We start from the raw sequence: 25,017 nt of genomic DNA, 5'->3' as shown, positions 1-25,017 counted from the left end.
AAAAAAATCAAGTTGGTTTTTTTGAACGGATACTTTCAATTACCACAGAACTTAAAATCAATATTCCACCCAAAACAGTAGTACCTTTTGGTATTTCAGATAGAAAAATAGCTCCTATTAAAATACCATAAACTGGCTGCACGCTGCTTAAAATACTTACTGTAGTAATATTAAAATGTTTGAATGTCATTAAAAACATGGTATGACCTATAGCCGTTGTTAATACCGCAAGTGCAACCAATACTTCCCATTGATTAAGTATTGCATTTGCTGGTATGGTAAACAAAAAAGGAAACAATATAATCCCCACAATTGCAGTCTGATATGTCATCAGCATTGAGCCATTATATTTTGAAACTTTTTTCTTCAATATAATATTACGCAGGGCATATGCCAGGGCTGAAAACACTCCAAAACCAATAGCTATGGTATAAGAATTTTCAAAATCTAAAGTAGGACTTAGAAAATACATTCCCGTGAGCACTAAAACAGCAAGGAATAAATGTACTAACTGAAACTTAGTCTTAAGAAGTATAGGTTCTAAAAACGCCGTAATTACCGGGTAGGTAAATATAGATAGCATACCAATTGCCACATTTGATAATTTCAACGCATAGAAATAAGTTACCCAGTGAACACCCATTAATATTCCACTAAGAAGAATTACGGGAATATCTCTGCTATCTATTTTTAAACTGAACCCCTTCCATTTACAGTATAGAAACAATGCTACAAAAGCCAATATTGCCCTAGCCCCTATTGCCACTGGCACAGGCAACTGAACATAACGACCTAGCGCACCAGATGTAGCTATAAAAAGCATGGCAAGGTTAATTTCCAATAAGTGTTTTAGGTGATTATTGTTCATCCCCATAAAATAACCTAACGTGATTTTGCCAACGCTTTTTCTCGCATAATTTGAGATACCGGTTTATTCTGTAAATGACTCTCTAACCAAGATAAAATGTCTAAATACAAGAAAGCTCTTTTTTCGTACGGATGATCTTCGTACTTTTTAAGTTCGTTATACAACTTCTGAAATTCTGCTTTTAACTGATTTGGATAGATACCGCCTAAGCTTCTAAGAAACTTTATCATCTCTTTTTGAACGGCATGCATATCATCCATCTTCAAAAGAAACTTATACGTACTTTTTAATTGAACCTCTAAATGATAGTCCATACCCGCCTCATAATGAGCAACTAAACTTAATACACGTGCAAAGCACATTAAGTCTTCACGCATTTTTAAATTCTTATTTTCAATAATCTTTTTTAAATATTGAATACAAGTTTTATTATCTCCAATACCAAAATATAAACATGCAATTTTATAGTACAGTACCATCACATGATGAACATCTATTCTATCGCGATGCTTATTTATACCATATTCAATAATCTTCACCAAGTACAACCCTTTCTCAAAAGTACCTTCAAGAAAATGAAGGTTTAGCTTATTGGCATTTAAATACATAAAAACCAATGAGTTAATATTATCGTTATCAGGAAAATCTTTCTCTTTAATAGTATTTTCTAAACGTTCTAGCACCTCTTTAAACTGAGAACTATACTGTACATAAAAAAGAGATTCCAACAAATAATGATTCCCTTTCAAGAAGAACACCGGGTTTAGATAAATCATATCTTTATGATCATAGAATAGATCTACCCATTTGCTGGCATATTTAAAACATGATAAGAAATCTTGGGTTAAAAAACTATACCATAAATGTGCTTTATACAACCAAAGTTTTTCCCTAAAACCTAAGTCTTCTATGTTGTATAATGGCAGATGGTCGTTAAAATAGGTTTTTACTTTTTGGTAATCTTCATCACTACGTACATAACCAACTTTCAACATCATACCATAAAGCTGTAATGATAAATTTGACAGCTTACTGGTCATTACATTATGTCCAGATAATTCTTTTGCCTGAATAGCCAGTTCATTTGCACGGTCTGGTATACTTCTCGTAATATATTGAGTTTCAATTATCTTTTCTAACTCAACAATTTCGTATGCTATATTCTTCTCTTCATTCTCTATAGCAATACCCTTTACCTTATCCAAAATTTTTAAGCTTTGTTTATAAAGTCCTTTTTGATACAAAATAGTAGCAAAATCTAGCTGCTCTCGTATTTGAACCCTTATATTTTGATTAACAGGATTCAACCTAAGGCTAACCAAAATTTGCTTGTATAAGTGTGCTTTTAAATTAGAAAGTTGCGCTTTCTTAACAATACCGCTTTCCAGTATTGTTTTCTCATCATATTGTTTAATTTTATCCAATAAATTGAACAGCGCCAAAAATTTGGCGTCGGTATTCACACCTAATCTGCCCACATAAAGCTTAAATTGACGCTTCTCAGATTTAGAAAGTGATTTAACTAAAACGAACAAAGCATCTTTATGCGCATTTGTCATCGTAAAAAAATGAGTTTAAATAATTGAAATTCAATGTTTTATACACCTAAAAAACTCACTTAACATTGTAAACATGTTTACAAACATTATAAGCATTATGTTTTAGGTTATATATTCGTTTGACGAGTAAAACTACGTAAATAATATGAGTAAAGATATCGTTCAAATATTTGACACTACTTTAAGAGACGGAGAGCAAGTACCGGGCTGTAAATTGGACCGTGAACAAAAATTGGTCATTGCTGAACGCCTAGATGTACTGGGGGTTAATATCATTGAAGCAGGTTTTCCTGTTTCTAGTCCTGGAGATTTTCAATCTGTTGAAGCCATAGCCAAGCTCGTTAAAAATGCTACGGTCTGTGGATTGACCCGAGCGGTCAAAAATGACATTGAAGTTGCGGCCGAAGCTCTTAAGTATGCCAAAATACCAAGAATACATACTGGTATAGGCACATCTGACTCTCATATAAAATATAAATTTAACTCTAACAGAGATGCCATCATTGAACGTGCAGTATCTGCCGTCAGTTATGCTAAGACCTTTGTAGAAGATGTTGAGTTTTACGCGGAAGATGCGGGGCGTACAGATAACGAATTTTTAGCCCGTGTGTGCGAAGCGGTCATTAAAGCAGGTGCTACAGTACTGAATATACCAGATACTACAGGGTATTGCCTACCAGATGAATATGGTGCTAAAATTAAGTACCTACGCGAAAATGTAAAAGGTATAGACAAAGCTATTCTGTCATGTCACTGCCATAACGATCTTGGTTTGGCTACGGCAAACTCAATTGCCGGCGTCATTAACGGAGCAAGACAAATTGAATGTACCATTAACGGTATTGGCGAGCGTGCAGGTAACACTTCTTTAGAAGAAGTAGTCATGATTATGCGCCAGCACCCTAACTTAAATTTAGACACTACCATAGACAGTAAATTACTTTATGACACCAGCTTAATGGTTTCTCGTAAAATGGGTATGATGGTGCAACCTAATAAAGCTATCGTAGGTGCCAATGCATTTGCCCATAGCTCTGGAATACATCAAGACGGTGTTATTAAAAATAGAGAAACATATGAAATTATTGACCCTGCAGATGTAGGTGTCACTGAATCCTCAATTGTTTTAACCGCTAGAAGTGGTAGAGCCGCCTTAGCCTATAGAGCTAAAATTGTAGGTTACGAATTAACAAAAACACAACTAGATGACGTATATCAAGAGTTCTTAAGATATGCGGATACTAGAAAAGAAGTAAAAGATGACGATATTCATCAAATCATAGAGACTTCAAATATAGATTTACAAAGTATAAGCTGATTATGCATTTAGATATTGCTGTTTTAGAGGGAGATGGAATTGGACCTGAGGTCGTTGCACAATCTATTAAGTGCCTACGTTCTGTTGAAGAAACTTTTGGTCATAGCTTCACCTTTAAAAAGGGGCTTATTGGCGCTACAGCCATTAAACAGACTGGTAGCCCATTACCTAAAGAAACTTTAAAACTATGCAAAAGTACAGATGCCACTTTATTTGGTGCATTGGGTTTACCCGAATTTGATGATGACCCAAAAGCAAAAGTTTGGCCTGAACAAGGTCTTCTTAAATTGCGTAAAAAATTAGAATTATTTGCCAACATTAGACCCGTAAAAGTTTTTCCTTCATTGGTAAAACAATCGCCACTTTCCAAAACTCAAGTACAGAATACAGATTTAGTAATCTTTAGAGAGCTTGCCGGTGGAATATACTATGGAGAAAAATCTGTTGATGAAGATAAGAACTCTGCAACCGATACCTGTACATATACCGAAGCTGAAATAAGTAGAATTGCACATTTAGCTTTCAAATCTGCTCGTTCAAGAAAAAAGAAAGTTACATTGGTAGACAAAGCCAATGTACTAGAAACATCTCGTTTATGGAGACGGGTTGTTAGATCTATATCTGAAAGCTACCCAGACGTTACGCTTAACTGCCTATTTATAGACAATGCAGCGGTACAGATGATTTTAAACCCATCTCAGTTCGATGTTATTTTAACTGATAATATGTTTGGTGACATTCTTTCTGACCAAGGCAGTGTAATAGCCGGTTCTATAGGACTTTTGCCATCGGCATCAGTAGGACTTGAACACGCTATGTTTGAGCCAATACACGGTTCTTATCCTGACGCAGCTGGTAAAAACATTGCAAACCCTGTAGCTTCCATTTTAAGTATGGCCATGCTATTACAGCATTTTAAAATGAACGAGGAATCTGATGCAGTCGTTGCAGCAGTTTTAAAGTCATTTTCCAAAAAAATTGTTACTCCAGATATTTTAGGAAGTTCTAAATACGGCACTAATTATGTAGGTGATTTTATAGCCGACAATATTATGGAACTAGATGGTAGCTTCAATATAAACGATGAAAATATCGGGTTAGGAAAATCTACGATTATCTAACCTACTCAGCACTCAATTCAGTAATTAACGTATCAAAATCCGATTTAAATTCCTCATATTTTTCACCGGTAGCCGGACCGTTGAAACCCGTATGAATTTTTCGAACATCTCCTTTTTTATCAATAAAAATGGTGGTAGGATAAGAAAGTACATGATTCAACATTGGCAACTTTTCTTGAGCTTTTTGCTTATCATAAGTCCCGTATTGCGCTAATAAAATTGGATAGGTCACTCCCACCCTATCTCTCAATCTTTCAATACCCTTTATTGCAATTTCTTCAGTTTTAGCAGATTCAAATGCTAGTCCTATAACTTCAACATAAGGGTTGTCTTTTAAATAGTTTACCAAAAACTTAGTTTCATCCAAGCAATTTGGACACCATGTACCCATCATCTGAACAACAACTACTTTATCTTGATATTTTTCATCATTTAAAGAAATCATATTTCCATCAACATCAGGAAATGTAAAAGCCAATTTATCATATCCTTCTTTTAGAAAAGTTAAAGAATCTGGATCAGGTAATTCAAACCCATCATTTCTAGTAGCAACAAAAGGCTCCTTAAAATGGTTCCCAGAATAGAAAACACCGTTCATAGTAGAATCGGTGATTTTTGCATTAAATAGAAAAGCATGAGCCCCATCAAAAGCTGATAATTTCAATGAATCTCCATCAAGAATGCCATCTAAAAATCTATAATCTCCTGTTGTGGTTCTAAAAGTACCAGTAACATTATTACCTTCTTGCAAAAAGATACCTTTACCAATATACTCTTCTTCTAAATCCTTACTAAAATAGGTTTCCCAAATGCCTGAAACATTTCTATCTGTGCTTTTATTCTTAGCCATAAATCTATCTTCAGCACCATAGACAGCTTTAAAGGGTACAATTCTGTCTAAACTTTCCTTAACAAACTGACCTTGAATAGAATTTTCAGTAAAAGTACCTGCCAAGTAACCTTCAAAAACAGGTGTCTGCATAATCACCGAATCTCCCTTAATTTTAATTTCATCGACATCTATAACTTCTTCTGCATTAAAAATTTGCATTGCATAATCACCATCATCATTTTTAGCTACCTTAAGATTAAAAGGTAATATTTGGTTGTCCATGATATCTAGCTCTACAAGCCAAATACCTTCAGACAAATTCACCTTAGGCCTATTCTCCTTACAACCAACTAATAACATTAAAACGGATAGTACTGCAATACTAAATCTCATAGTTCTTATTTAATTTAACTCCTAATAAACAATTAAAAAAGCACAATTAAAAATTAAAATAAACACTTCATAGCTTATTGAATGTATACGGGCATTGTTTTATCTTTGCAACCTATAAATTTTTTGAATGAAAATATCATATAACTGGCTTAAACAGTTCATACAAATAGATTGGGAATCACAGAAAACCGGAGAACTTTTAACCGATTTAGGTCTAGAAGTAGAAGGAGTGGAAAAATTTGAATCTGTTAAAGGCGGATTAAAAGGTATTGTTGTTGGTCATGTATTAAGTTGCGAAAAACACACCAATGCAGACAAGCTTAATGTTACTATGGTAGATATAGGCTTAGAAGCGCCCGTACAAATAGTTTGCGGTGCAAAAAATGTTGCCGCTGGCCAGAAGGTACCCGTAGCTACGATCGGCACTACTCTATATACTGCTGAAGGTGAAGCTTGGACCATTAAAAAAGGAAAAATTAGAGGAGAAGAAAGCTTTGGTATGATTTGCGCCGAAGATGAGTTAGGTCTTGGCAATAGTCATGAAGGTATAATGGTGTTAGATAAAGACCTAAAGGTTGGCACACCATGTTCAGAAGTTTTTGACATAGAAGAAGACGAAGTTTTTGAAATTGGTTTAACTCCAAACCGAGCAGATGCCATGAGCCATTTTGGCGTTGCAAGAGACTTAAAAGCAGGACTTAAGCAAAAGGAAATCACAAAAGAGCTGATTACCCCTTCTACTAGTCATTTTAATATAAACGATAGGTCATTAAAAATTGATGTTGATGTTTTAAAAACTGAATTAGCTCCACGTTATTGTGGTGTAACTTTAAGTAATTTAATAATTCAACCATCACCTACTTGGCTACAAAACAGACTAAAATCTATAGGTCTTACCCCTAAAAATAATGTTGTAGACGCCACTAATTATGTTTTACACGAACTAGGGCAACCTCTGCATGCTTTTGATGCCGCAAAGATAAAAGGAAACAAGATAGAGGTAAAAACATTACCCCAAGGCACTAAATTCACTACACTTGACGGGATCGAAAGAACTTTACATGAAGATGATCTTATGATATGCGATAGCGAAAAACCATTGTGTTTAGCTGGTGTATTTGGTGGATTAGGTTCCGGAGTTACAGAAGAGACTACTTCAATTTTTTTAGAGAGTGCATATTTTAACCCTGTATCCATAAGAAAATCAGCTAAGAGACATGGTTTAAATACAGATGCATCGTTTAGATTTGAACGTGGTATTGATATTGAAAATGTAGAATACAGCCTAAAACGTGCCGCTCTTTTAATTAAGGAGATTGCTGGCGGGGAAATAACTTCTGATTTATACGACCTATACCCTAAAAAGCATCCTAATTTTCAAGTGTTCTTGGCTTTTGAAAAAATCAATAAGCTGATTGGGCAAGAAATTCCGCAAGACACTATTAAATCAATATTGGCATCTTTAGACATAAAGGTTAAGAATGTAACTGAAGCAGGCATGGGTCTTGAAGTACCTTCATACCGTGTAGATGTTCAGCGTCAAGTAGATGTAATCGAAGAAATTCTAAGGGTTTACGGTTATAATAATGTGGCTTTTAGCCAAAAATTAAATGCATCTATAGCAACTACAGAAGCTGCGGCTGATCATACTATACAAAACACTATAGGTAATGCTTTAGCCTCAAAAGGGTATTATGAAATTCTAACCAATAGTCTAACGAACCCTGACTACACTTCTTTGTTAATAGATAAAGACGAGGAGTACAAATCTATTGAGATTATCAACCCACTTAGTGGTGATTTATCCATATTGAGAAGAACTTCATTATTTTCTGCTTTAGAAGCGGCGAGTTATAATATTAACCGTAGAAGAGCTAACCTTAAATTATTTGAATTTGGTAAAACTTATTATGCTAAAGGTGACAAAAGAATTGAACCTAAATATTTAAGTATACTTATTAGTGGTGATTCAGTTCCAGACAGTTGGACTAATAAAGCAGTTACCACAAACTTTTTTGAATTAAAATCTATAGTTAAATCCGTTCTTTTTAGATTAGGTTTATCTGACTTAAAAAGTGCACCAACTACTTCATCTATATTTTCTGAAGGATTATCATTTACCCACAAGAAAAAAGAAGTGGTCTCTTTTGGTCTAATTAAGAAATCTATATTAAAACATTTTGACATTAAGCAAGATGTTCTGTATGCTGATTTTGATTGGGGCGCTGTTTTAAAACAAATAGAAACCACACCAGTTACTTATAAAGAAATACCTAAGCACCCAGAAGTAAAAAGAGATTTTGCGTTATTACTAGATAATAAAGCTACCTACAAGGAGCTGCATGACCTTGCTTTTGGTGCAGAACGCAAGTATTTAAAAGACATGACACTCTTTGATGTTTATGAAGGCAAAAACCTTCCTGAAGGCAAAAAATCTTATGCAGTAAGTTTCACTTTACAAGATGATAAAAGTACTTTAACTGAAAAGCAGATAGAAAAAATTATGTCAAAGTTACAGAATACTTACGAGCGTAATCTAGGAGCTACACTACGATAATTAAAGCATTTTTTCTGGAACAAAAACGGTATCAACTTCATGAATGATGCCGTTAGATTGATTTGAATCTGCGGTGGTTATAGTTGCGCTGTTTCCAGATACGTCTGTTAGAACAATATCTATACCTTGCATAGTAGCTGTAATCTTTTCTCCTTGTATGGTAGTAAATTTTGCAATGCCATTACCCCTACACATTGCTTTTAACATTTTAGAGGCAGATAATTTATCTGCTATGATATGATAAGAAAGCATATCTTTTAATACCTTCCTATTTTCAGGGTCATATAACTTATCAATAGTAGCCTTAGATAGTTTTTCAAACGCCATATTAGAAGGTGCAAAAATTGTAAATTCTCCTGAATAATCTAAGACCTTGTCTAAGTTTGTTGCCCTAAGTGCGTTTAATAAAGAAGAATGATTTGCAAAAGACTCAGTTCGTTCCAAAATGGATTTTTCAGACTTTATATTAGAGATAAGATTCTGGAATTTAAATTCAATTGCATTGTCCTGTGCAAAGGTTTGTAGCCCTAAAAAAAGGGTGCACAGGGACACGAGGGATGTCCATTTTTTCATAATAGGTGGTTATTAAGGGGCTAAATGTTCTAAAAATCGATAAACGGTTCGATTTCTTGGTCAAGATACAATTAGATGTCTTTGACACCTAGTATCAATTAAGCGATAGAACAATTTTAACATTTTATTAACTTTTAATTAAGTTAAACAAGATTCTGACAAAATCACTAATTGATTAACTTTGAGTGTATTGCTAAAAAAAGAATATGTTTCTACCTAAAACAAATATTGAACAAAAACTCTCTAATTATAGAAATAAGCAGATTAAATCTGACGAAACAAGAATGAAAGAGGTCTATGACATTCTTACTAATCTTGATAATGAATTAGAGAGAATTGAAGATAATATTTCAAACAGCAGAGGTGCCCTACATAACAATTTCAATATTGATTTATTAGCAAGTTCCAAGATTTATCATATTGACGAAATCAAGCAAATTTGTATTGATTATAGATTACGTTTTTTAGATACTAAGTATTTTAAAGGGCAAATTCCTGCAGAAGCTTTATCAAAAATTAAAACGCTGGAAAAAGAACATGAATTAGAAATTAAAGCCTTCAAAATTATAGCTCCGTCTAAACTTTTTAAACTTGAAGATAAAGATGATCCTCTGCTTTTTGCACCAATAGGTAACGGATATCATTATTTGGTACATCAGTGGGGTAATGACCTTCATCCATTACGCAAGTTATTAATGTGGCCTTTTAAAAGTATTGTAAATCTGGCCTTATTAGTACTTTTAATAAGTTTTGCAACCACAATGCTAATACCAGACGGTTTGTTCTCCAAATCAAGTTCAAATGCCCAGTTTTGGATTCTTTATTTCTTTATGTTTAAATGTATAGCCTCGGTAGTAATATTTTACGGATTTGCAATGGGCAAAAACTTTAATCCGGCTATTTGGAACAGCAAATATTTTAACAGCTAAACCTACAATTCTATTTTACGAATATGGTTTTAGGCACTCCATCTAAATCAATATTATCAATTAATTTAAAATCTGGTGCCGGAGTTATTCTTAGAATACCACCTTTATCGACTTGACCATTTTTCTCGTAACCTATTAAAACATAGTTATTCTTTTCATCGTAAGTAATTGCAGATGTATTGGCTATATTATATTTCACTTTTAATTCTGTCTCTGTCAAGAAATTTTCAAATAAATAGACTACGGTGCTATTTTTTTCAAAATCATAAATTGCCGGAACCTCTACTATCTCTGCTGTTGGCACATTCTTCTGAAAATAAAACTTACCATTGTTATCCATATAGAAATCGGTCGTTGTAATAAATCCAGGCTCTGTATCCTCGCCATAAGTAGTGTACGATTTATCTAATGAAACAGGATCTAAAATAGTGTGTAATTTTGGATAACTAATGATAACATCACCATTGCTATTAGTAAATAACCGTTGTGCATCTAAACCTAAATCTAGCTCCATTACTGCTTCGTTAGTATTCAAATCAATTACAGACAAATGAAATTCATCTGTAATGAATTCATTCAATGTCAGCACAAATAATTTATTGGTAGAAAAAACGACATCAACTGGTTTCTTATCCAAAGATATTTCTAATGGATTACCAACTGGCTCAATTAGCGAATTTACACGAACCACATACTGCTTATCCTTGCCCAACAATTCTCTTTCATATGCTACTGCTGCAATTTCATTTGAACGAGCCATTGCAAGAACATTTATGTCACACGCATCTATATCATCAAAAAGAGCTACGGATGTAGCTACAGAACTTTCTGAATTATACCATTGCAATGTTGCTTGACAATTTGTGGTAGCATAATAACTTATATCTGTTGCGGTTCTATGTGTTATAGCATTAAAAGGAACACTATTAAATGAACTCAACGTGCTTTTTACGGCAAATTCTTCATTACTAGACGCCACAACAACCCCGTTCAATAAATTATTATTCTGTAAAAAAACGGTGTACTCAACTTGTGCACTTGTAACTATTTCCTCTTCAACTTGTTCAGAAGATTTTTCACATGCGAAGAAACTAAAGGCCAGCACAAAGAAAGCCACATATTTGTAGGTTTTCATAAAACATCGATTTGGGTTAATCTATTCTATGTTTATTCAGCGTACATTTTGTTACGCTGATCTTTCAATGCCTTATCAGACATATATTCATCAAACGTTGAATACCTGTCAATGTTGCCTTTAGGAGTTAATTCTATGATTCTATTTGCTACAGTTTGTGCAAACTCATGATCATGTGTTGTCAACATTACAGTTCCCTTAAAGTTCTTAAGAGAATTATTGAATGCTGTTATACTTTCCAAATCTAAGTGATTTGTAGGCTCATCTAACATTAACACGTTGGCACGCATCAACATCATTCTACTTAGCATACAACGTACTTTTTCTCCTCCAGAAAGAACGGTACATTTTTTCAACGCCTCTTCGCCACTAAATAACATTTTACCCAAGAAACCACGTATGTATACTTCTTCTCTTTCTTCTTCTGTTTTAGCGTATTGACGTAACCAATCTACCAAGTTGATGTTACTTGTAAAAAAGTCTGAATTATCTGCCGGCAAATAAGATTGAGTAGTTGTTATACCCCACTGAAAAGTACCTTTATCAGCCTTTTTATTTCCATTTATGATATCATAGAACGCTGAAGTTGCTCTAGAATCTCTTGAAATAATGGCAATTTTATCTCCTTTTGCCAAGTTGATGTTTACGTTGTTGAACAGCACTTCCCCTTCTTCAGTTGAAGCCGAAAGTCCTTCTACGTTTAATATTTGATCACCAGCTTCACGTTCTCTATCAAAAATTATAGCAGGATATCTACGGCTAGATGGTTTAATATCATCTACCTTTAATTTAGACAACATCTTTTTACGAGAAGTAGCTTGTTTACTTTTAGCAACATTCGCACTAAAACGAGCAATGAATTCTTGTAGTTCCTTTGCTTTTTCTTCTGCTTTCTTATTTTGCTGTGCACGTTGGCGAGCAGCTAATTGACTACTTTCATACCAGAATGTATAGTTACCAGAGTATAAATTTAGTTTACCAAAATCTATATCACCAATATCTGTACAAACAGTATCTAAAAAGTGACGGTCATGACTTACTACAATTACCGTATTTTCATAATCTGCCAAGAAATTCTCTAACCAACTAATTGTTTCATAATCCAAGTCATTGGTAGGCTCATCCATTATCAACACATCTGGATTACCAAATAAAGCTTGCGCCAAAAGCACACGTACTTTCAATTTTGAGTCTAACTCAGACATCAATGTAAAATGTAAATCTGCGTTTATCCCTAAGTTAGACAACAACGCAGCTGCATTACTATCTGCGTTCCACCCGTTCATCTCCTCAAACTTCACCTGCAACTCCCCTATTCTATCTGCATTCTTATCATCATAATCAGCATAAAGGGCATCTATTTCTTTTTTGATTTCGTAAAGTGGTTTGTTTCCCATTACCACTGCCTCTAGTACCGTAAAATCATCTGCAGAGTTATGATTTTGTTCCAATATGGACATTCTCTTACCTGGCTCTAAATGAACGTGGCCAGAAGTTGGGTCCATTTGCCCCGCAAGTATTTTCAGAAAAGTAGATTTACCGGCTCCATTGGCACCAATAATACCGTAACAATTACCTTGAGTAAAAGAAACGTTTACTTCATCGAACAACACTCGTTTTCCAAATTGGACAGAAAGATTAGAAACAGATAACATAGAAACAAAATTTTAAAAATCCGTGCAAAAATACTGAATTTATAAGCTTGAGCTACCTAGTTTAGTATCAAATTCAATAAAAGATTCTTAAGTTAGCGCATCACAACATTTAACTAGCTATTAACAACATCTGGTGATTAGGTTTATTATTTTTGGCTAACACCAGTCCCATATACTATATGACAAGAATTTTACTCTCTACATTTGTAGCCTTATTAGTGGGTTGTTCGTCCACAAAAAAGGATTCTGATACCGTACTTTTTGCTGGTGAGATCGTGAATCCTACGAGTGATCAAGTGATTTTGTTAAAAGGTGGAATTAAGGTAGACTCTGCAAAGCTTGATGATAAAAACCGATTTAAGTTTAAACTTAATTCTATAGAAAATGGGCTTTATCACTTCAATTTAGCTCCTGAACATCAGTATGTATATTTAGAGAAAGGCGATAGTTTAATGGTAAGACTAAATACCATTTATTTTGATGAATCTTTGGTATTCTCCGGTAGTAACGAAGAAACCAATAATTTTTTACTAGAACTCTTTTTAGCAACAGAGGAAGAAGATTCTAAGATGTATTCTGAATATTACAAATTAGAACCCTCTGATTTTTTAGATAAAATCAACTCTTTAAAGCAAGATAAGGTCAATAAATTAGCCGAATTAAATGCCGAAAGTCTTCTATCTAACGAAGCAATGAAATTGTTAAAGGGTAGTATAGATTACACTTACAACAGATATAAAGAGATTTACCCTTTTAGACATAAAAGCAAAACTGCCGAAGAAAATTTTCATGAATTACCTAAAGATTTTTACGATTACAGGAATCAAGTAAACTACGGTGACCATACCCTTACGTACCTAAGACCGTATTATGATTTCATGAAAGCACATTTAGGAAACTTAGCTTACATGAGCTGTTTTAACGATTGTGAAAATGAATATAACAATGAGAGTAGGCAGTTGCATTATAAAAAGCATAAACTTCATCTCATAGACAGCCTTGTTGTTGAAAAAGAATTAAGAGATAATCTTTTTAGAAATGTTGCTTTTGATTATTTACTGAAGAAAAAAGATGCTCCTGAAAACACTGAAATTTTCTTGAAAGAATTTAAGAAGGTTTCCAAAAACAATATGCACCTTGAAGAAATTGAAAACCTATACGAGGGTATTGCAAATCTTCAGCCCTCAAAAACAATTCCTAATTTAGATGTAGTCACTTTTGAAAATGAAAGCAAAACATTAAGAGAGATTGCTGCTAATAAAAAGGTTTTATTTTATTTTTGGTCCGGTACCAACAGTAGACAATACAAAAACATTTTTAAGCGAATAGCCATACTTAAAGAGAAAAAACCTGATCACGAACTTATAGGTATCAATATTAAAACGGAATACGCTCAGTGGAAAAAAATTATAGCTACACTTGGTGTTGACCCCTCTTTACAATATCATAGTAACGACTTTAAAGAACTGACAGAAAAATTAGTTCTATACCCAATGAACAAGGCTATTATTACAGACAACTCTGTTATTGTAGATGGTTTCTCCAATATCTATAAAAACTAAAAGCTTGGTATTACTATTTTCAGTAGTACTTATTAAGAGCTATGCCCCATAAGCAACTTCTCGAACCAACGACCAGGTAGTAGATTTTTTAGCGTCAAAGAGAATTTCTGTATAAAAGACCCCACTTTATAATGAGGTTTCGGATTTTTAGTCTGGATTATCTTTGCAATCTTTTTAGCTACATCAGCTGGATCTCCTCCACTGTCAACATCTGCGTCTATAGCTTTTAAGGTATTCCCATAAGCTTCTTTATAGGCAGAATCTTCGTAAACTGGAGTATGATACCTACCCGAAGCAATATTAGTAGCAAAATCACCAGGTGCAAGTGTAGTAAGATGAACACCAAAAGATTTCGTCTCCATTCTATAACTTTCAGTTACAATCTCAAGAGCCCCTTTTGATGCTGAATAAATTCCTCTAAACGGTAACCCCATATAACCTGCTATAGAAGTAATGTTGATGATAAGACCTTCTTTTTGCTCACGCATTACAGGCAAAACCGTATTCATTACATTTAAAGGACCGTTAAAATTGGTTGCAAATGCTTTTAACACCTCTTCATGAGGCGTTTCTTCCATAGGTCCTGTAATACCAACACCTGCATTATTAATTAATACATCAATTCTATTCTCAAGATTAAGTAATGATGTTATACAACTTTTAATGGTATCTATATCTCTAACATTCATCTCTAAAAGAGGAAAATCTGAAAATGAAGGATATTTACTTTTGCTGCGAGTTGTACCGTAGACTTTATATCCTTTTTTCTTTAAATGTATACCTATTGCTTTGCCAATACCTGAAGACCCACCTGTAATTAGTACTACTTTTGTTTTCATTTTATAGAAAATAAGCGATGCTAAACGTTTTATAGAATTGGTTATGAATGTGTTACCTAAAAAATTAAAATTTCACTTTAGGGCACAAAAAAAGGCAAGCTACCTACATCGCACCGCTACGACCGTATACCCTTGCTGCGTTCCCACCCTGGGGGATTCTACAGGAGCTGGTCGTGTAGGACTTGCCGGGTGCAAATATACAATCTTTTAAAACTTTCACAATCCTTTAGTTTCTTATTTTTATGAATTAAATTGCCTATTAATAACAAGAAAGCTTTCTTGTACTCACATACTACATCAATTAAAACACCCATTTTCTTAATGAAAATTATAAATTATTTCTGTATCGTTCTTATTACCAGCTTATTTACCGCATGTGGCAGTGGCAATCAAAAAGCATCTTCCCTATTCGAAATCAGTTTAGAGAAAAATGCAAACCAGGTTCAAATGAATCAAGAAATTGGAGTAAAAATTAAAAATAAGCAGGAAAAACAAATTCAAAGTGTAGAATATAGCATTGACGGCACGCCTATTCCTCTTAATAATGATAAAATTAAGATCGATTTAACCACTTTAGGAAATAAAGTGTTGACCGCAAAAATCACTTTTGATGGCGAAACCGTAGCTATAAACAAAAACCTTAAAGTTCTTTCTGAGAAAGCTCCGGAAATTTACACGTACACCATTATTAAGGAATATCCACACGACACAAAATCTTACACCCAAGGTCTTGAGTTTTATAATGACACTTTATATGAATCAACCGGGAAAAAAGGACAGTCTTTTTTAAGAAAATTAGATTTTAAAACTGGTAAAGTCTTTGAGCAAATAGATTTGGACGAAACTTATTTTGGAGAAGGTATTACCATATTAAACGATAAAATCTATCAACTTACTTGGCAAAGTGGATTGGGCTTCATTTATGACTTAAACTCTTTTGAAAAATTAGATAATTTTCAATACGGTAAAAGTCGTGAAGGTTGGGGATTAACAAATGATGGCTCTAAAATTTTTAAAAGTGATGGTACCGAAAAAATATGGTTCATAAATCCTGATACCATGACTGAAGATGGATACATTGAAACGGTAACCAACTCCTCTATATTTAATTCAGCCAATGAATTAGAATATGTTGACGGGAAAATATATGCCAATGTATATCAAAAACCTAGCGTTATGATTATTGATAGTAAAACAGGTGCTATTGAAGGGGTTATTAATTTTAGCGGTTTAAGCGATATTATTACAAAAACTGAAAATTGGGATAAAACCAACTATGTGCTAAACGGAATAGCTTATCATCCTGAACGCAAAACATTTTTTGTTACCGGTAAATTCTGGGATAAAATGTTTGAAGTGCAAATTCAGAAAAAATAGCAATATGGCTTTTCAGAAAGAGATAATTGTTTCTCATGATGACCTAGACGATTTAAACCATGTAAACAATGTACGCTATGTACAGTGGATACAGGACATCTCAAAAGAACACTGGCAAACCATAGCGACCGCTAAAATGCAGGAAGAAGTTATTTGGGTTGTACTTACACATCACATAGAATATAAACGTGCAGCGGTTTTAGATGACCCCATAAAAATATCAACCTTTATAGCGTCTAGCTCAGGAGCTAAATGTGTAAGAATTGTAGAAATGAAACATGGCACTACCAACAAATTATTGGTAAGATCAAGTACTGAATGGTGTCTATTGAACAGTAAGTCATACAGACCACTTAGAATCCCCGAAGAGATTAAAGAAATTTTCCTCTAACTTAGATTTGTAAAACCTATTAGCGTGCGACTTAGAATCTTAATTATACTCTCTGCCCTATTTACTCTTCTTTGGAGCACATCATGTAGAAAAGATTTTGAGTACGCAGAAAGCAACGGGCACCTTTCATTTTCTAGAGATACCGTATACCTTGACACAGTTTTCTCAAATATTGGCAGTAGCACATATACTTTAAAAGTTTATAATGACACTAAAGATGACATTATAATACCTAACATATCTCTTAGAAATGGTAATGAGAGCTACTACAGATTAAATGTTGATGGTGTTGCAGGTAAAGAATTTGTAGACACTCCTATTTACGCAGAAGATAGTCTTTTTGTATTCGTAGAAACTACGATAGATATTACGGACAACTCAATCAACGAGTTGCTCTATACCGATGCCATTCTCTTTGATAATGCCCCATTTCAACAAACTGTTGAATTGGTAACACTGGCAAAGGACGCTATATTTCTCTTTCCTGATGATACTAATGAAAATGCAATTGAAACAATAGTATTATATAATGATGAAACAGGAAACCCTATAGCTGTAAATGGTTTTGAGTTATCTGACAATCATTTAAATTTCACAAAAGAGAAGTCTTACGTCATCTACGGATACGCAATTGTACCTAATGGTAAAGAGCTTATTATTGAACCAGGGACTAGAGTTCACTTTCACGAAAACTCAGGAATTTTAGTACAAGAAGAATCTACTTTAACTATTAATGGGGAATTAAGTTCCAATAATTCACTCTTAGAAAATGAAGTCATATTTGAAGGAGACCGATTAGAACCTGAATTTGAAAATATTTCAGGACAATGGGGGGCTATCTGGATTAGCTCGGGAAGTATAAATAACATTATTAATCACTTGACCATCAAAAACGCCGAGCTGGGTCTCTATGTAGAAGGCCAAGCTACAGAAGCAGCTCAAACATTGATTATTACTAACAGTCGCATCTTCAACAGTTCTAGATATAATCTATGGGGTAGAAATGCAAAAATTGATGCCTCTAACATAGTTTTAGGAGCAGCTGGCAATTCTTCACTTGTTATTGAAAATGGTGGTAGTTATTCGTTTACACATGCTACAATTGCCAACTACTGGAATAAAGGTTTTAGGTTTAACACCAGTCTTTCCATAAGTAATACATCAAAAACCAATGTAGAAAACGGTTTTGATCTATTGAATGCAGATTTTAAGAATTGCATAATAGACGGTAACAGCTCTAATGAAATTTCACTTGAAACGAACAGCCAGAATATCTTCAACTATACCTTTCAAAATTGTTTTATAAGGTTCAACGAAAACCAATCTTCATCTTTTGAAAATTCTCTATATAATTTTGAAAATGATGAGTATTATTTTAACGTAATACTAAGTGGAGAATTAGATTATTTTCAACCATTTGATAATGATTACAGAATTGGGTTAAATTCAGACGCAATAAATAAAGGTGACAAAAATACCGCAATTTCTACTCCTTTTGATATCATAGGTTCCACAAGATTACCTAATCCTGATCTAGGTGCTTTTCAAGCAATAGAGAAGGATTTATAGGTATTACTATAATTTAATTGACAGATTTTTCGCTCACAGACCCCGTCAGCACTGATTTTATCAATATATCCTTGGTTTTTATAAGGACATTCTAGGTCTTCCTTTTCTTACCTATGTTTAAATTCGTAGTAAAGAGTATTTTTTTGAATTACACATACACCATAATAGATTCTGATGCTGTTTCAAATTTGCAGTTACATGCATTTTTGGACGAGTATGATAATTTTGAGTGTATCAATACCACAAGCAACCCTTCTGATGGGTTAAACGATATTTTAAAGTATGCTCCTGATATTGTTTTTATCAATTTAAACAATGATTATGCTTCTGTATTTTTAATGATAACAGAAATGCATCAATACCTAAAAGAGCTGCCAATTTTTATTGGTATTGCCTCAACAAAAAACTACGCTTATGATGCTATAAAAAATGGCTTTTTTGATTATTGGCTACAACCCTTTAATGAATTTGAAATTCGCAAATCATTGTTAAAGCTTCAAAAAAAAATTCCAAAATCAAAGAAACCAATCACATTGTGTTTAAAATCTTACAATGATTTTCAGTATTTAAATACAAATGACATACTTTATTTAAAAGCGGATAATAATACCACAGAATTTTTCATGAAAGATGATACAATTATCAACGCCTATAAAACGTTAAAGACTTTTGAAAAATCGCTACCTGAAAACTTTATGCGTATTCACCAAAGCTATATTGTGAACACCAATTATGTTTCTCGTATAAACTTTGGCAAATCTATATGTACTATTAAAGCGGTTAAAGAAAATATTCCTTTCTCTAAATCTTACCGTGAGAATATGGAAAACCTTAAAGCTATCCTCTCAAAAAATACACTTTCTTCATTAAACTAAAGAATTCTCTCAAAACTAGGTCATATACTCATAGAACCTACTCAATTACTTAAACTTTAAAATACTGTACTCGCAACTCACGTAGCGATAGTACTTTGGTACTATAATAAACCAAAAACCCCTAAAAACACACAGTATGAAAAAAGTAACAAGTATTTTAGCAGTAGCAATAATGGCATTAGGTATGGCTACAGTAGCAATCGAAAACACAGCTGACGAGTTTGAATTTATGAACGATATTTCAAATGCATTGACATGTAACGATTGCGACGCTCCTCTAGGAGATAGAATTCCACCGAAAAAAATTGCATAGAGATAAAAAAAAATTAAATACAAAAAAAGCCTTTAACGTAAACGTTAAAGGCTTTTTTTATACCTTGGTTTTATTATAATATTAAAACACATTTTTGAATAAGTACTATTTATCATTAATATCATCTTTCCTACTACTAAGCCTTAGTTGTTCTAAAACTGAACCCGCAAAACAGCCTATAGAAGAAAAACAAGAAAATGACAGTATATCTATTTGGATAGATGAAAGTTATAATGCTAATCCAAAAAGAAAATTAGAATTACAAAATAAAGCCTTTCAACTAGTTAAGCATACGTCTAATGACACATTGAAATCCAGATATTTTTCAAGCCTTTCATTCAACCAACAATTTATTTCAGATAGTTTAATATTTCGTAAAATAAATAAAGAAGCCATATTAGTCAATAAGCAAATCAAAGATTCTACCGCTATAGGATATGCCTATTGGGACCTAGCGTATTTTTTTGATAACCATGTTGTAAAAGATAGTGCATTTTATTATTACTCAGAGGCACTCAACATTTTTACCGGTATTGGAGACAAAGCACTTATTGGTCGTATGTATTTATACATGGCCGGCATTCAAATGAAAATTAAAGATTATGTAGGCAGCGAAGCAAATACCATAAAAGCTATTGAACATTTTAAATCGATAAAGGACGAAAAACAAATATTCAGCAGTTATAATCTTTTAGGTATCGTTTTGAATGATTTAAAGGAATATGATAAATCCTTAGCTTATTACAACGAAGCCTTATTTTATCTAAAAAAGACTTCCTATTCCAATATTGACGAAGCCAGTCTAATTAATAACATTGGAGTTACCTATAGGAACAACAAACAGTACCCACAAGCAATTGAAAATTTTGAGAAAGTTTTAAGTACAAATAACTTGTTTGCTGAAAACCCCAATCTATACGGCAAGGCAATAAGCAACCTTGCAACTTCAAAATTGTATAACAAAGACACCATAGATGTTGAAAACCTTTTAATCAAAGCAATTGACATTAAAAAGAAAGAAAATGATTTAGGTAGTTTATCTACAAGTTATTATAATTACGCAGAATATAAGGCTTTTGCCAATGACACTTTAAGCGCTATAATTAAAGCCAAAGAATCTGAAAACTTAGCTTATGCCGGAAATTCAAATCAGCAGCTATTAAAAACTTGGCAATACTTAGCAATTTTAGACAAGCAAAATGCTTCAGAATATTTCAAAAAATTTACAGCGTTAAATGACAGTCTACAAACAGAAGAACGTAAACAACAAAATAAATTTGCACGTATACGTTTTGAAACAGATGAATTCATTGCAGAAAACATAGAACTTGAAAGTGAAAAAGAAACTTTATCAAAACAAAAACAAATTTGGATAGGCATAGCAACCGGTTTCTTTCTACTTGGTCTATCTATTTACATTATTATCAATCAGCGAGCAAAAAACCAAAAGCTTCGTTTTGACCAACAACAGCAGGCAAACAATCAAGAAATCTTCAACTTAATGTTAACGCAAAAACAAAAAGTAGACGAAGTTAAACGCCTAGAACAAAAGCGAATTTCAGAAGAGTTACATGATGGTGTTCTTGGCAAGATGCTTGGCGCCCGCATGATTTTAACCGGTTTAAATAAGCGGGCTACAGAAGAAGCTATACTAGAGAAATCAAAAGCACTTGGATCGTTACAAGAAATTGAGAATGAGATCAGATCTATTTCTCACGAGTTAAGTCATAGTGCATATCAAAAAATAAATAATTTTACCGATTCTGTCGAAACACTTCTTGCAAACAATAAAAACAAAGCAATTAAAACCTATTTCCATTTTAATGAAGACGAAAATTGGGATAGTTTAGCTGGTGATATAAAAATTAATGTTTACCGTATTATTCAAGAAACTTTTCAAAACGCTATAAAACACTCAAAATGCTCTTATTTTGAGGTTACTTTTTATAGAAATGAAGATGATTTTAATGTTATTATGAGCGATAATGGAATTGGATATAACGTAAACAAAGGAAAAAAAGGCATAGGCATAAGAAATATCACTTCTAGAATTAACAAGTTAAAGGGTACCTTTCATATTGATTCTAACGAAGGAAAAGGCACCACCATAACCTTAAATATTCCCATTAAAATAGATATTAAAGTAACTAGCAATAATAATCACTAGTTTCTAAACGTTTAGTAAATTACATTAGAATCGTAAACTATGAACACTGTACGAATTTTAGCGGTAGATGACCACGAAATGACAGCTTTAGGATATAAATATATCCTTGAAGACTCTGACTTTTCAGATTTTAATGTCAAGGTAGAAATTGCCACCAATTTTGAAAAAGGCAAAACAAAAATTGAAAATTCTAAGCGCGCAGTGCCTTATGATATTATTCTTCTGGATATTCAATTATTCTCACCAGAATCAAAAGACACAAGAACAGGAATTGATTTAGGAATTGTTGCACGAGCAGAAGTACCTAAATCTAAAGTTGTTTTCATGTCTTCTTATAGCGATAATTACAGAATCAACAATATTTTCAAAACCGTAAATCCTGATGGGTATATGGTTAAATCCGAAATTGATGAAATGTCTCTAAAAGCTATGGTAGAAACCATAGTAAACGAATCTCCATATTATACTGCAAGTGCTCTATCTGCTATACGCCGTAGAATGTCTACAGATATTGTTATTGATGAGCAAGATCAAAAAATTCTTTATCATCTCTCTCAAGGTATTCATACTAGGGATATTGCCCCACTTATTGGTTCTGCAAATACGACAGTTGAAGCAAGAAAAAGACAGCTTAAAGCTTTATTTGACGTTAAAAATGGTAACGATTTAGCTCTAATCAACGAAGCCAAAACTAGAGGTTTCCTTTAAAAACTGTTATTTTCAATTATTTGATTATCAGTAAATTACTAAAATAATTTTCATTTTATCATAATATCCTCCGAAATTCTAAGGTTTTCCTAGGTTAGATTGCGAAGTTAGAAAAGTATCTTTATGTAAAAGAATGCTATAAATTTCCACCTATATGCCTTTTAATTACGAAAATTTCATCAATAATTCAAAATTAGAATATACCAAGGATATTGTTGGTATAGATGAATTTCTAAGCTCAATTGGATTTCATTATTTCTCTAGCGTAAAGCTGAATAATAAACACATCACCTTCAATTCTATAAGTTTAGTTTTAGAGGTATCTTGTAATTTAGATTTACTGGAATTACTATCTCATTTTAATACGGGTAGATGGGGAAATAACGGAAGAGAAGAATCTCCATTACAAAGCGCCTTAGATATACTAGATTTAAATAATCAACACAATATTGATATCGAAGAACTTACATTCTTTTTAAATGACACAAGCATTGTTATAAAGCGCATCTACGATAAAAGTATACCATCTCAATTAAATGATATTCTAAAGCAGATCGCATTTAATTATGTGTTTTTAACAAGAGGTCTTACTCAAAAACCATACGAGATTTTCGTTCCTATATTTGAAGATATTATTGAGAATATAGATGCAAATGAAAATCAACTAAATACAGCTCCAAAATCTTATTCTGAATTTTGGGGAGTTTACCTTGATAAGGATGATGAAGCATCTATTTATGATGTTAATAAAAACACTTACGTAAGTGGAGATTTAGAGTTTTTATCAGAATAAAAACTCTAAATCTACTTTCAATTTTTAATTAAGCATTAAAAATTGGTCTTGTATTCATCATTGCATTTACTTTACCCCTAACTTCTTTTATTACAGTTTCATTTTCAGGATTTGAAATTACCTGATCTATGAAATCTACTACTTTTTCCATATCACTTTCAACCAATCCTCTGGTTGTAATAGCTGCAGTTCCAAAACGGATACCCGAAGTTACAAACGGCGATTTATCATCAAACGGCACCATATTCTTATTCGCTGTAATATCTGCTAAAACCAATGCTTTCTCAGCATCTTTTCCTGAAATGTCTTTATTTCTAAGATCAATTAGCATCATATGATTATCGGTACCATCTGAAATAATGTTGTAACCACGCTTTACAAAAGACTTAGCCATTGCATCGGCGTTTTTCTTTACCTGTGCAATATAAGTTGCATAAGAATCTGTTAAGGCTTCACCAAAAGCAATTGCTTTACCAGCAATAACATGCTCTAAAGGACCTCCTTGATTTCCTGGGAAAACTGCCAAATCCAATAAAGCGGACATTTTTCTTAAGTTTCCATTTTTCAACTTAATGCCAAATGGATTTTCAAAATCCGTACCCATTAATATTAAACCACCTCTTGGTCCTCTCAATGTTTTATGTGTAGTTGTCGTTACAATATGACAGTGAGGAATTGGGTTATTTAAAAGTCCTTTTGCTATTAATCCAGCAGGATGAGATATATCTGCAAGCAATATAGCATTTACACTATCCGCTATTTTTCGAAAACGCTCAAAATCCATATCCCTTGAATATGCAGATGCACCAGCGATTATTAATTTTGGTTGTTCTTTGGTAGCTACTTCTTGAATTTTATCATAATTTAATCTCCCGGTCTCCTTATCAACACCATAAAATACCGGAGTATACAATCTTCCCGAAAAATTAACAGGAGATCCATGCGTTAAGTGACCTCCGTGAGAAAGATCAAAACCTAAAATTTTATCACCTGGCTTTAAACATGCATGGTATACAGCTGCATTAGCCTGAGACCCAGAATGTGGTTGCACATTTGCATACGCTGCCCCAAATAACTCCTTAGCCCTATCTATAGCTAATTGCTCAACTTTATCTACTACTTCACACCCACCGTAATATCTTTTTCCAGGATATCCTTCGGCATATTTATTTGTAAGCACAGAGCCTTGAGCCTCCATTACTTGCGGACTAGTAAAATTTTCAGAGGCAATTAATTCAATTCCGTTGATTTGACGTTGCTTCTCTTCTTCAATTAGATTAAAAATTGTGGTATCGCGTTGCATGGTACTATATCTTTTAAATAAGTGGCAAAAATACAAATAGCGCACTTAATGAAATATAAAAAAGAACACAAACACATAACTTATTTATTAAAATAAGTTAATAACTATATCCTTTTTAGATGCTTATGATTTACTTGTATTGCGCAAGTCATCGAAAATATACTATTCCTCATCGCTTTA

General features: G+C 33.2%; 21 protein-coding genes and 1 other RNA gene. 13 read left to right on the top strand and 9 right to left on the bottom strand.

Annotation, left to right across the window (positions count from 1 at the left end; translation table 11 throughout):
* Nucleotides 1–7: 7 nt before the first annotated feature.
* Both PXD56_RS07640 and PXD56_RS07635 read right to left on the bottom strand, forming a co-directional pair.
* Entirely contained in the window at nucleotides 8–868 is an 861-nt protein-coding gene (locus PXD56_RS07640) for a DMT family transporter (RefSeq protein WP_338088441.1), read from the bottom strand.
* Nucleotides 869–882: 14 nt separating this feature from the next.
* The gene (locus PXD56_RS07635; RefSeq protein WP_276492743.1) at nucleotides 883–2,427 is read right to left on the bottom strand and encodes a hypothetical protein; all 1,545 of its coding nucleotides are present in this window, start codon (nucleotides 2,425–2,427) and stop codon (nucleotides 883–885) included.
* Between the two features lie 145 nt (nucleotides 2,428–2,572).
* Between PXD56_RS07635 and PXD56_RS07630 the strand changes: the two genes are divergently transcribed.
* Nucleotides 2,573–3,745: a 2-isopropylmalate synthase gene (locus tag PXD56_RS07630; RefSeq protein ID WP_276492742.1), complete on the top strand. Its 1,173-nt coding sequence runs from the start codon at nucleotides 2,573–2,575 to the stop codon at nucleotides 3,743–3,745.
* A gap of 2 nt (nucleotides 3,746–3,747) precedes the next feature.
* Nucleotides 3,748–4,866, top strand: coding sequence for a 3-isopropylmalate dehydrogenase (leuB, locus tag PXD56_RS07625; protein ID WP_276492741.1), 1,119 nt, complete (start codon nucleotides 3,748–3,750; stop codon nucleotides 4,864–4,866).
* A gap of 1 nt (nucleotide 4,867) precedes the next feature.
* On the opposite strand, the gene PXD56_RS07620 is transcribed toward leuB, so the two are convergent.
* The gene (locus PXD56_RS07620) at nucleotides 4,868–6,091 is read right to left on the bottom strand and encodes a TlpA family protein disulfide reductase (protein WP_276492740.1); all 1,224 of its coding nucleotides are present in this window, start codon (nucleotides 6,089–6,091) and stop codon (nucleotides 4,868–4,870) included.
* A gap of 127 nt (nucleotides 6,092–6,218) precedes the next feature.
* Here PXD56_RS07620 and pheT point away from each other — a divergent pair, with 127 nt between their 5' ends.
* Entirely contained in the window at nucleotides 6,219–8,648 is a 2,430-nt protein-coding gene (gene pheT, locus PXD56_RS07615; RefSeq protein WP_276492739.1) for a phenylalanine--tRNA ligase subunit beta, read from the top strand.
* Here the strand turns inward: pheT and PXD56_RS07610 are convergent, their stop codons facing one another.
* Entirely contained in the window at nucleotides 8,649–9,221 is a 573-nt protein-coding gene (locus PXD56_RS07610; RefSeq protein ID WP_276492738.1) for a fasciclin domain-containing protein, read from the bottom strand.
* A gap of 206 nt (nucleotides 9,222–9,427) precedes the next feature.
* Between PXD56_RS07610 and PXD56_RS07605 the strand changes: the two genes are divergently transcribed.
* Nucleotides 9,428–10,150, top strand: coding sequence for a hypothetical protein (locus PXD56_RS07605; protein ID WP_276492737.1), 723 nt, complete (start codon nucleotides 9,428–9,430; stop codon nucleotides 10,148–10,150).
* A 10-nt stretch (nucleotides 10,151–10,160) separates the two neighbouring features.
* On the opposite strand, the gene PXD56_RS07600 is transcribed toward PXD56_RS07605, so the two are convergent.
* The gene (locus PXD56_RS07600) at nucleotides 10,161–11,285 is read right to left on the bottom strand and encodes a hypothetical protein (RefSeq protein ID WP_276492736.1); all 1,125 of its coding nucleotides are present in this window, start codon (nucleotides 11,283–11,285) and stop codon (nucleotides 10,161–10,163) included.
* Nucleotides 11,286–11,317: 32 nt separating this feature from the next.
* Nucleotides 11,318–12,940, bottom strand: a complete 1,623-nt coding sequence (locus PXD56_RS07595) for an ABC-F family ATP-binding cassette domain-containing protein (protein ID WP_276492735.1) — start codon at nucleotides 12,938–12,940, stop codon at nucleotides 11,318–11,320.
* A 179-nt stretch (nucleotides 12,941–13,119) separates the two neighbouring features.
* Between PXD56_RS07595 and PXD56_RS07590 the strand changes: the two genes are divergently transcribed.
* Entirely contained in the window at nucleotides 13,120–14,502 is a 1,383-nt protein-coding gene (locus PXD56_RS07590; RefSeq protein ID WP_276492734.1) for a TlpA family protein disulfide reductase, read from the top strand.
* A 32-nt stretch (nucleotides 14,503–14,534) separates the two neighbouring features.
* Here PXD56_RS07590 and PXD56_RS07585 read toward each other — a convergent pair whose 3' ends face one another.
* Together PXD56_RS07585 and ffs are read right to left on the bottom strand one after the other, a co-directional pair.
* The gene (locus tag PXD56_RS07585) at nucleotides 14,535–15,341 is read right to left on the bottom strand and encodes an SDR family oxidoreductase (RefSeq protein ID WP_276492733.1); all 807 of its coding nucleotides are present in this window, start codon (nucleotides 15,339–15,341) and stop codon (nucleotides 14,535–14,537) included.
* Nucleotides 15,342–15,430: 89 nt separating this feature from the next.
* An RNA gene (gene ffs, locus PXD56_RS07580) (signal recognition particle sRNA small type) lies at nucleotides 15,431–15,529 on the bottom strand.
* Between the two features lie 133 nt (nucleotides 15,530–15,662).
* Here ffs and PXD56_RS07575 point away from each other — a divergent pair.
* The 8 genes from PXD56_RS07575 to PXD56_RS07540 all read left to right on the top strand — a co-directional run bounded on the left by PXD56_RS07575 (nucleotide 15,663) and on the right by PXD56_RS07540 (nucleotide 23,534).
* On the top strand, nucleotides 15,663–16,718 hold the full coding sequence (locus PXD56_RS07575) for a glutaminyl-peptide cyclotransferase (RefSeq protein ID WP_276492732.1): 1,056 nt from the start codon (nucleotides 15,663–15,665) through the stop codon (nucleotides 16,716–16,718).
* A gap of 4 nt (nucleotides 16,719–16,722) precedes the next feature.
* Nucleotides 16,723–17,109: an acyl-CoA thioesterase gene (locus PXD56_RS07570; protein WP_276492731.1), complete on the top strand. Its 387-nt coding sequence runs from the start codon at nucleotides 16,723–16,725 to the stop codon at nucleotides 17,107–17,109.
* A 24-nt stretch (nucleotides 17,110–17,133) separates the two neighbouring features.
* Complete coding sequence (locus tag PXD56_RS07565; RefSeq protein ID WP_276492730.1) at nucleotides 17,134–18,678, top strand: hypothetical protein; 1,545 nt, start codon at nucleotides 17,134–17,136, stop codon at nucleotides 18,676–18,678.
* Between the two features lie 143 nt (nucleotides 18,679–18,821).
* Nucleotides 18,822–19,553, top strand: coding sequence for a LytR/AlgR family response regulator transcription factor (locus tag PXD56_RS07560; protein ID WP_276492729.1), 732 nt, complete (start codon nucleotides 18,822–18,824; stop codon nucleotides 19,551–19,553).
* A 136-nt stretch (nucleotides 19,554–19,689) separates the two neighbouring features.
* Nucleotides 19,690–19,866: a hypothetical protein gene (locus PXD56_RS07555; RefSeq protein WP_276492728.1), complete on the top strand. Its 177-nt coding sequence runs from the start codon at nucleotides 19,690–19,692 to the stop codon at nucleotides 19,864–19,866.
* A gap of 94 nt (nucleotides 19,867–19,960) precedes the next feature.
* Entirely contained in the window at nucleotides 19,961–22,033 is a 2,073-nt protein-coding gene (locus PXD56_RS07550) for a tetratricopeptide repeat-containing sensor histidine kinase (RefSeq protein WP_276492727.1), read from the top strand.
* A gap of 39 nt (nucleotides 22,034–22,072) precedes the next feature.
* The gene (locus tag PXD56_RS07545; RefSeq protein WP_276492726.1) at nucleotides 22,073–22,741 is read left to right on the top strand and encodes a response regulator; all 669 of its coding nucleotides are present in this window, start codon (nucleotides 22,073–22,075) and stop codon (nucleotides 22,739–22,741) included.
* Nucleotides 22,742–22,895: 154 nt separating this feature from the next.
* Nucleotides 22,896–23,534 carry a hypothetical protein gene (locus PXD56_RS07540; RefSeq protein ID WP_276492725.1) on the top strand — a complete coding sequence of 213 codons (639 nt, stop codon included), beginning with the start codon at nucleotides 22,896–22,898 and terminating at the stop codon, nucleotides 23,532–23,534.
* Between the two features lie 28 nt (nucleotides 23,535–23,562).
* Here PXD56_RS07540 and glyA read toward each other — a convergent pair whose 3' ends face one another.
* Nucleotides 23,563–24,837, bottom strand: coding sequence for a serine hydroxymethyltransferase (gene glyA / locus PXD56_RS07535; RefSeq protein WP_276492724.1), 1,275 nt, complete (start codon nucleotides 24,835–24,837; stop codon nucleotides 23,563–23,565).
* Between the last annotated feature and the right edge of the window lie 180 nt (nucleotides 24,838–25,017).

Source organism: Maribacter zhoushanensis, assembly GCF_029350975.1.
In the GTDB taxonomy this organism is placed as follows: domain Bacteria; phylum Bacteroidota; class Bacteroidia; order Flavobacteriales; family Flavobacteriaceae; genus Maribacter; species Maribacter zhoushanensis.
The sequence above is the reverse complement of the archived record's forward strand: the minus strand, read 5'-3'. Positions and strand labels throughout refer to the sequence as shown.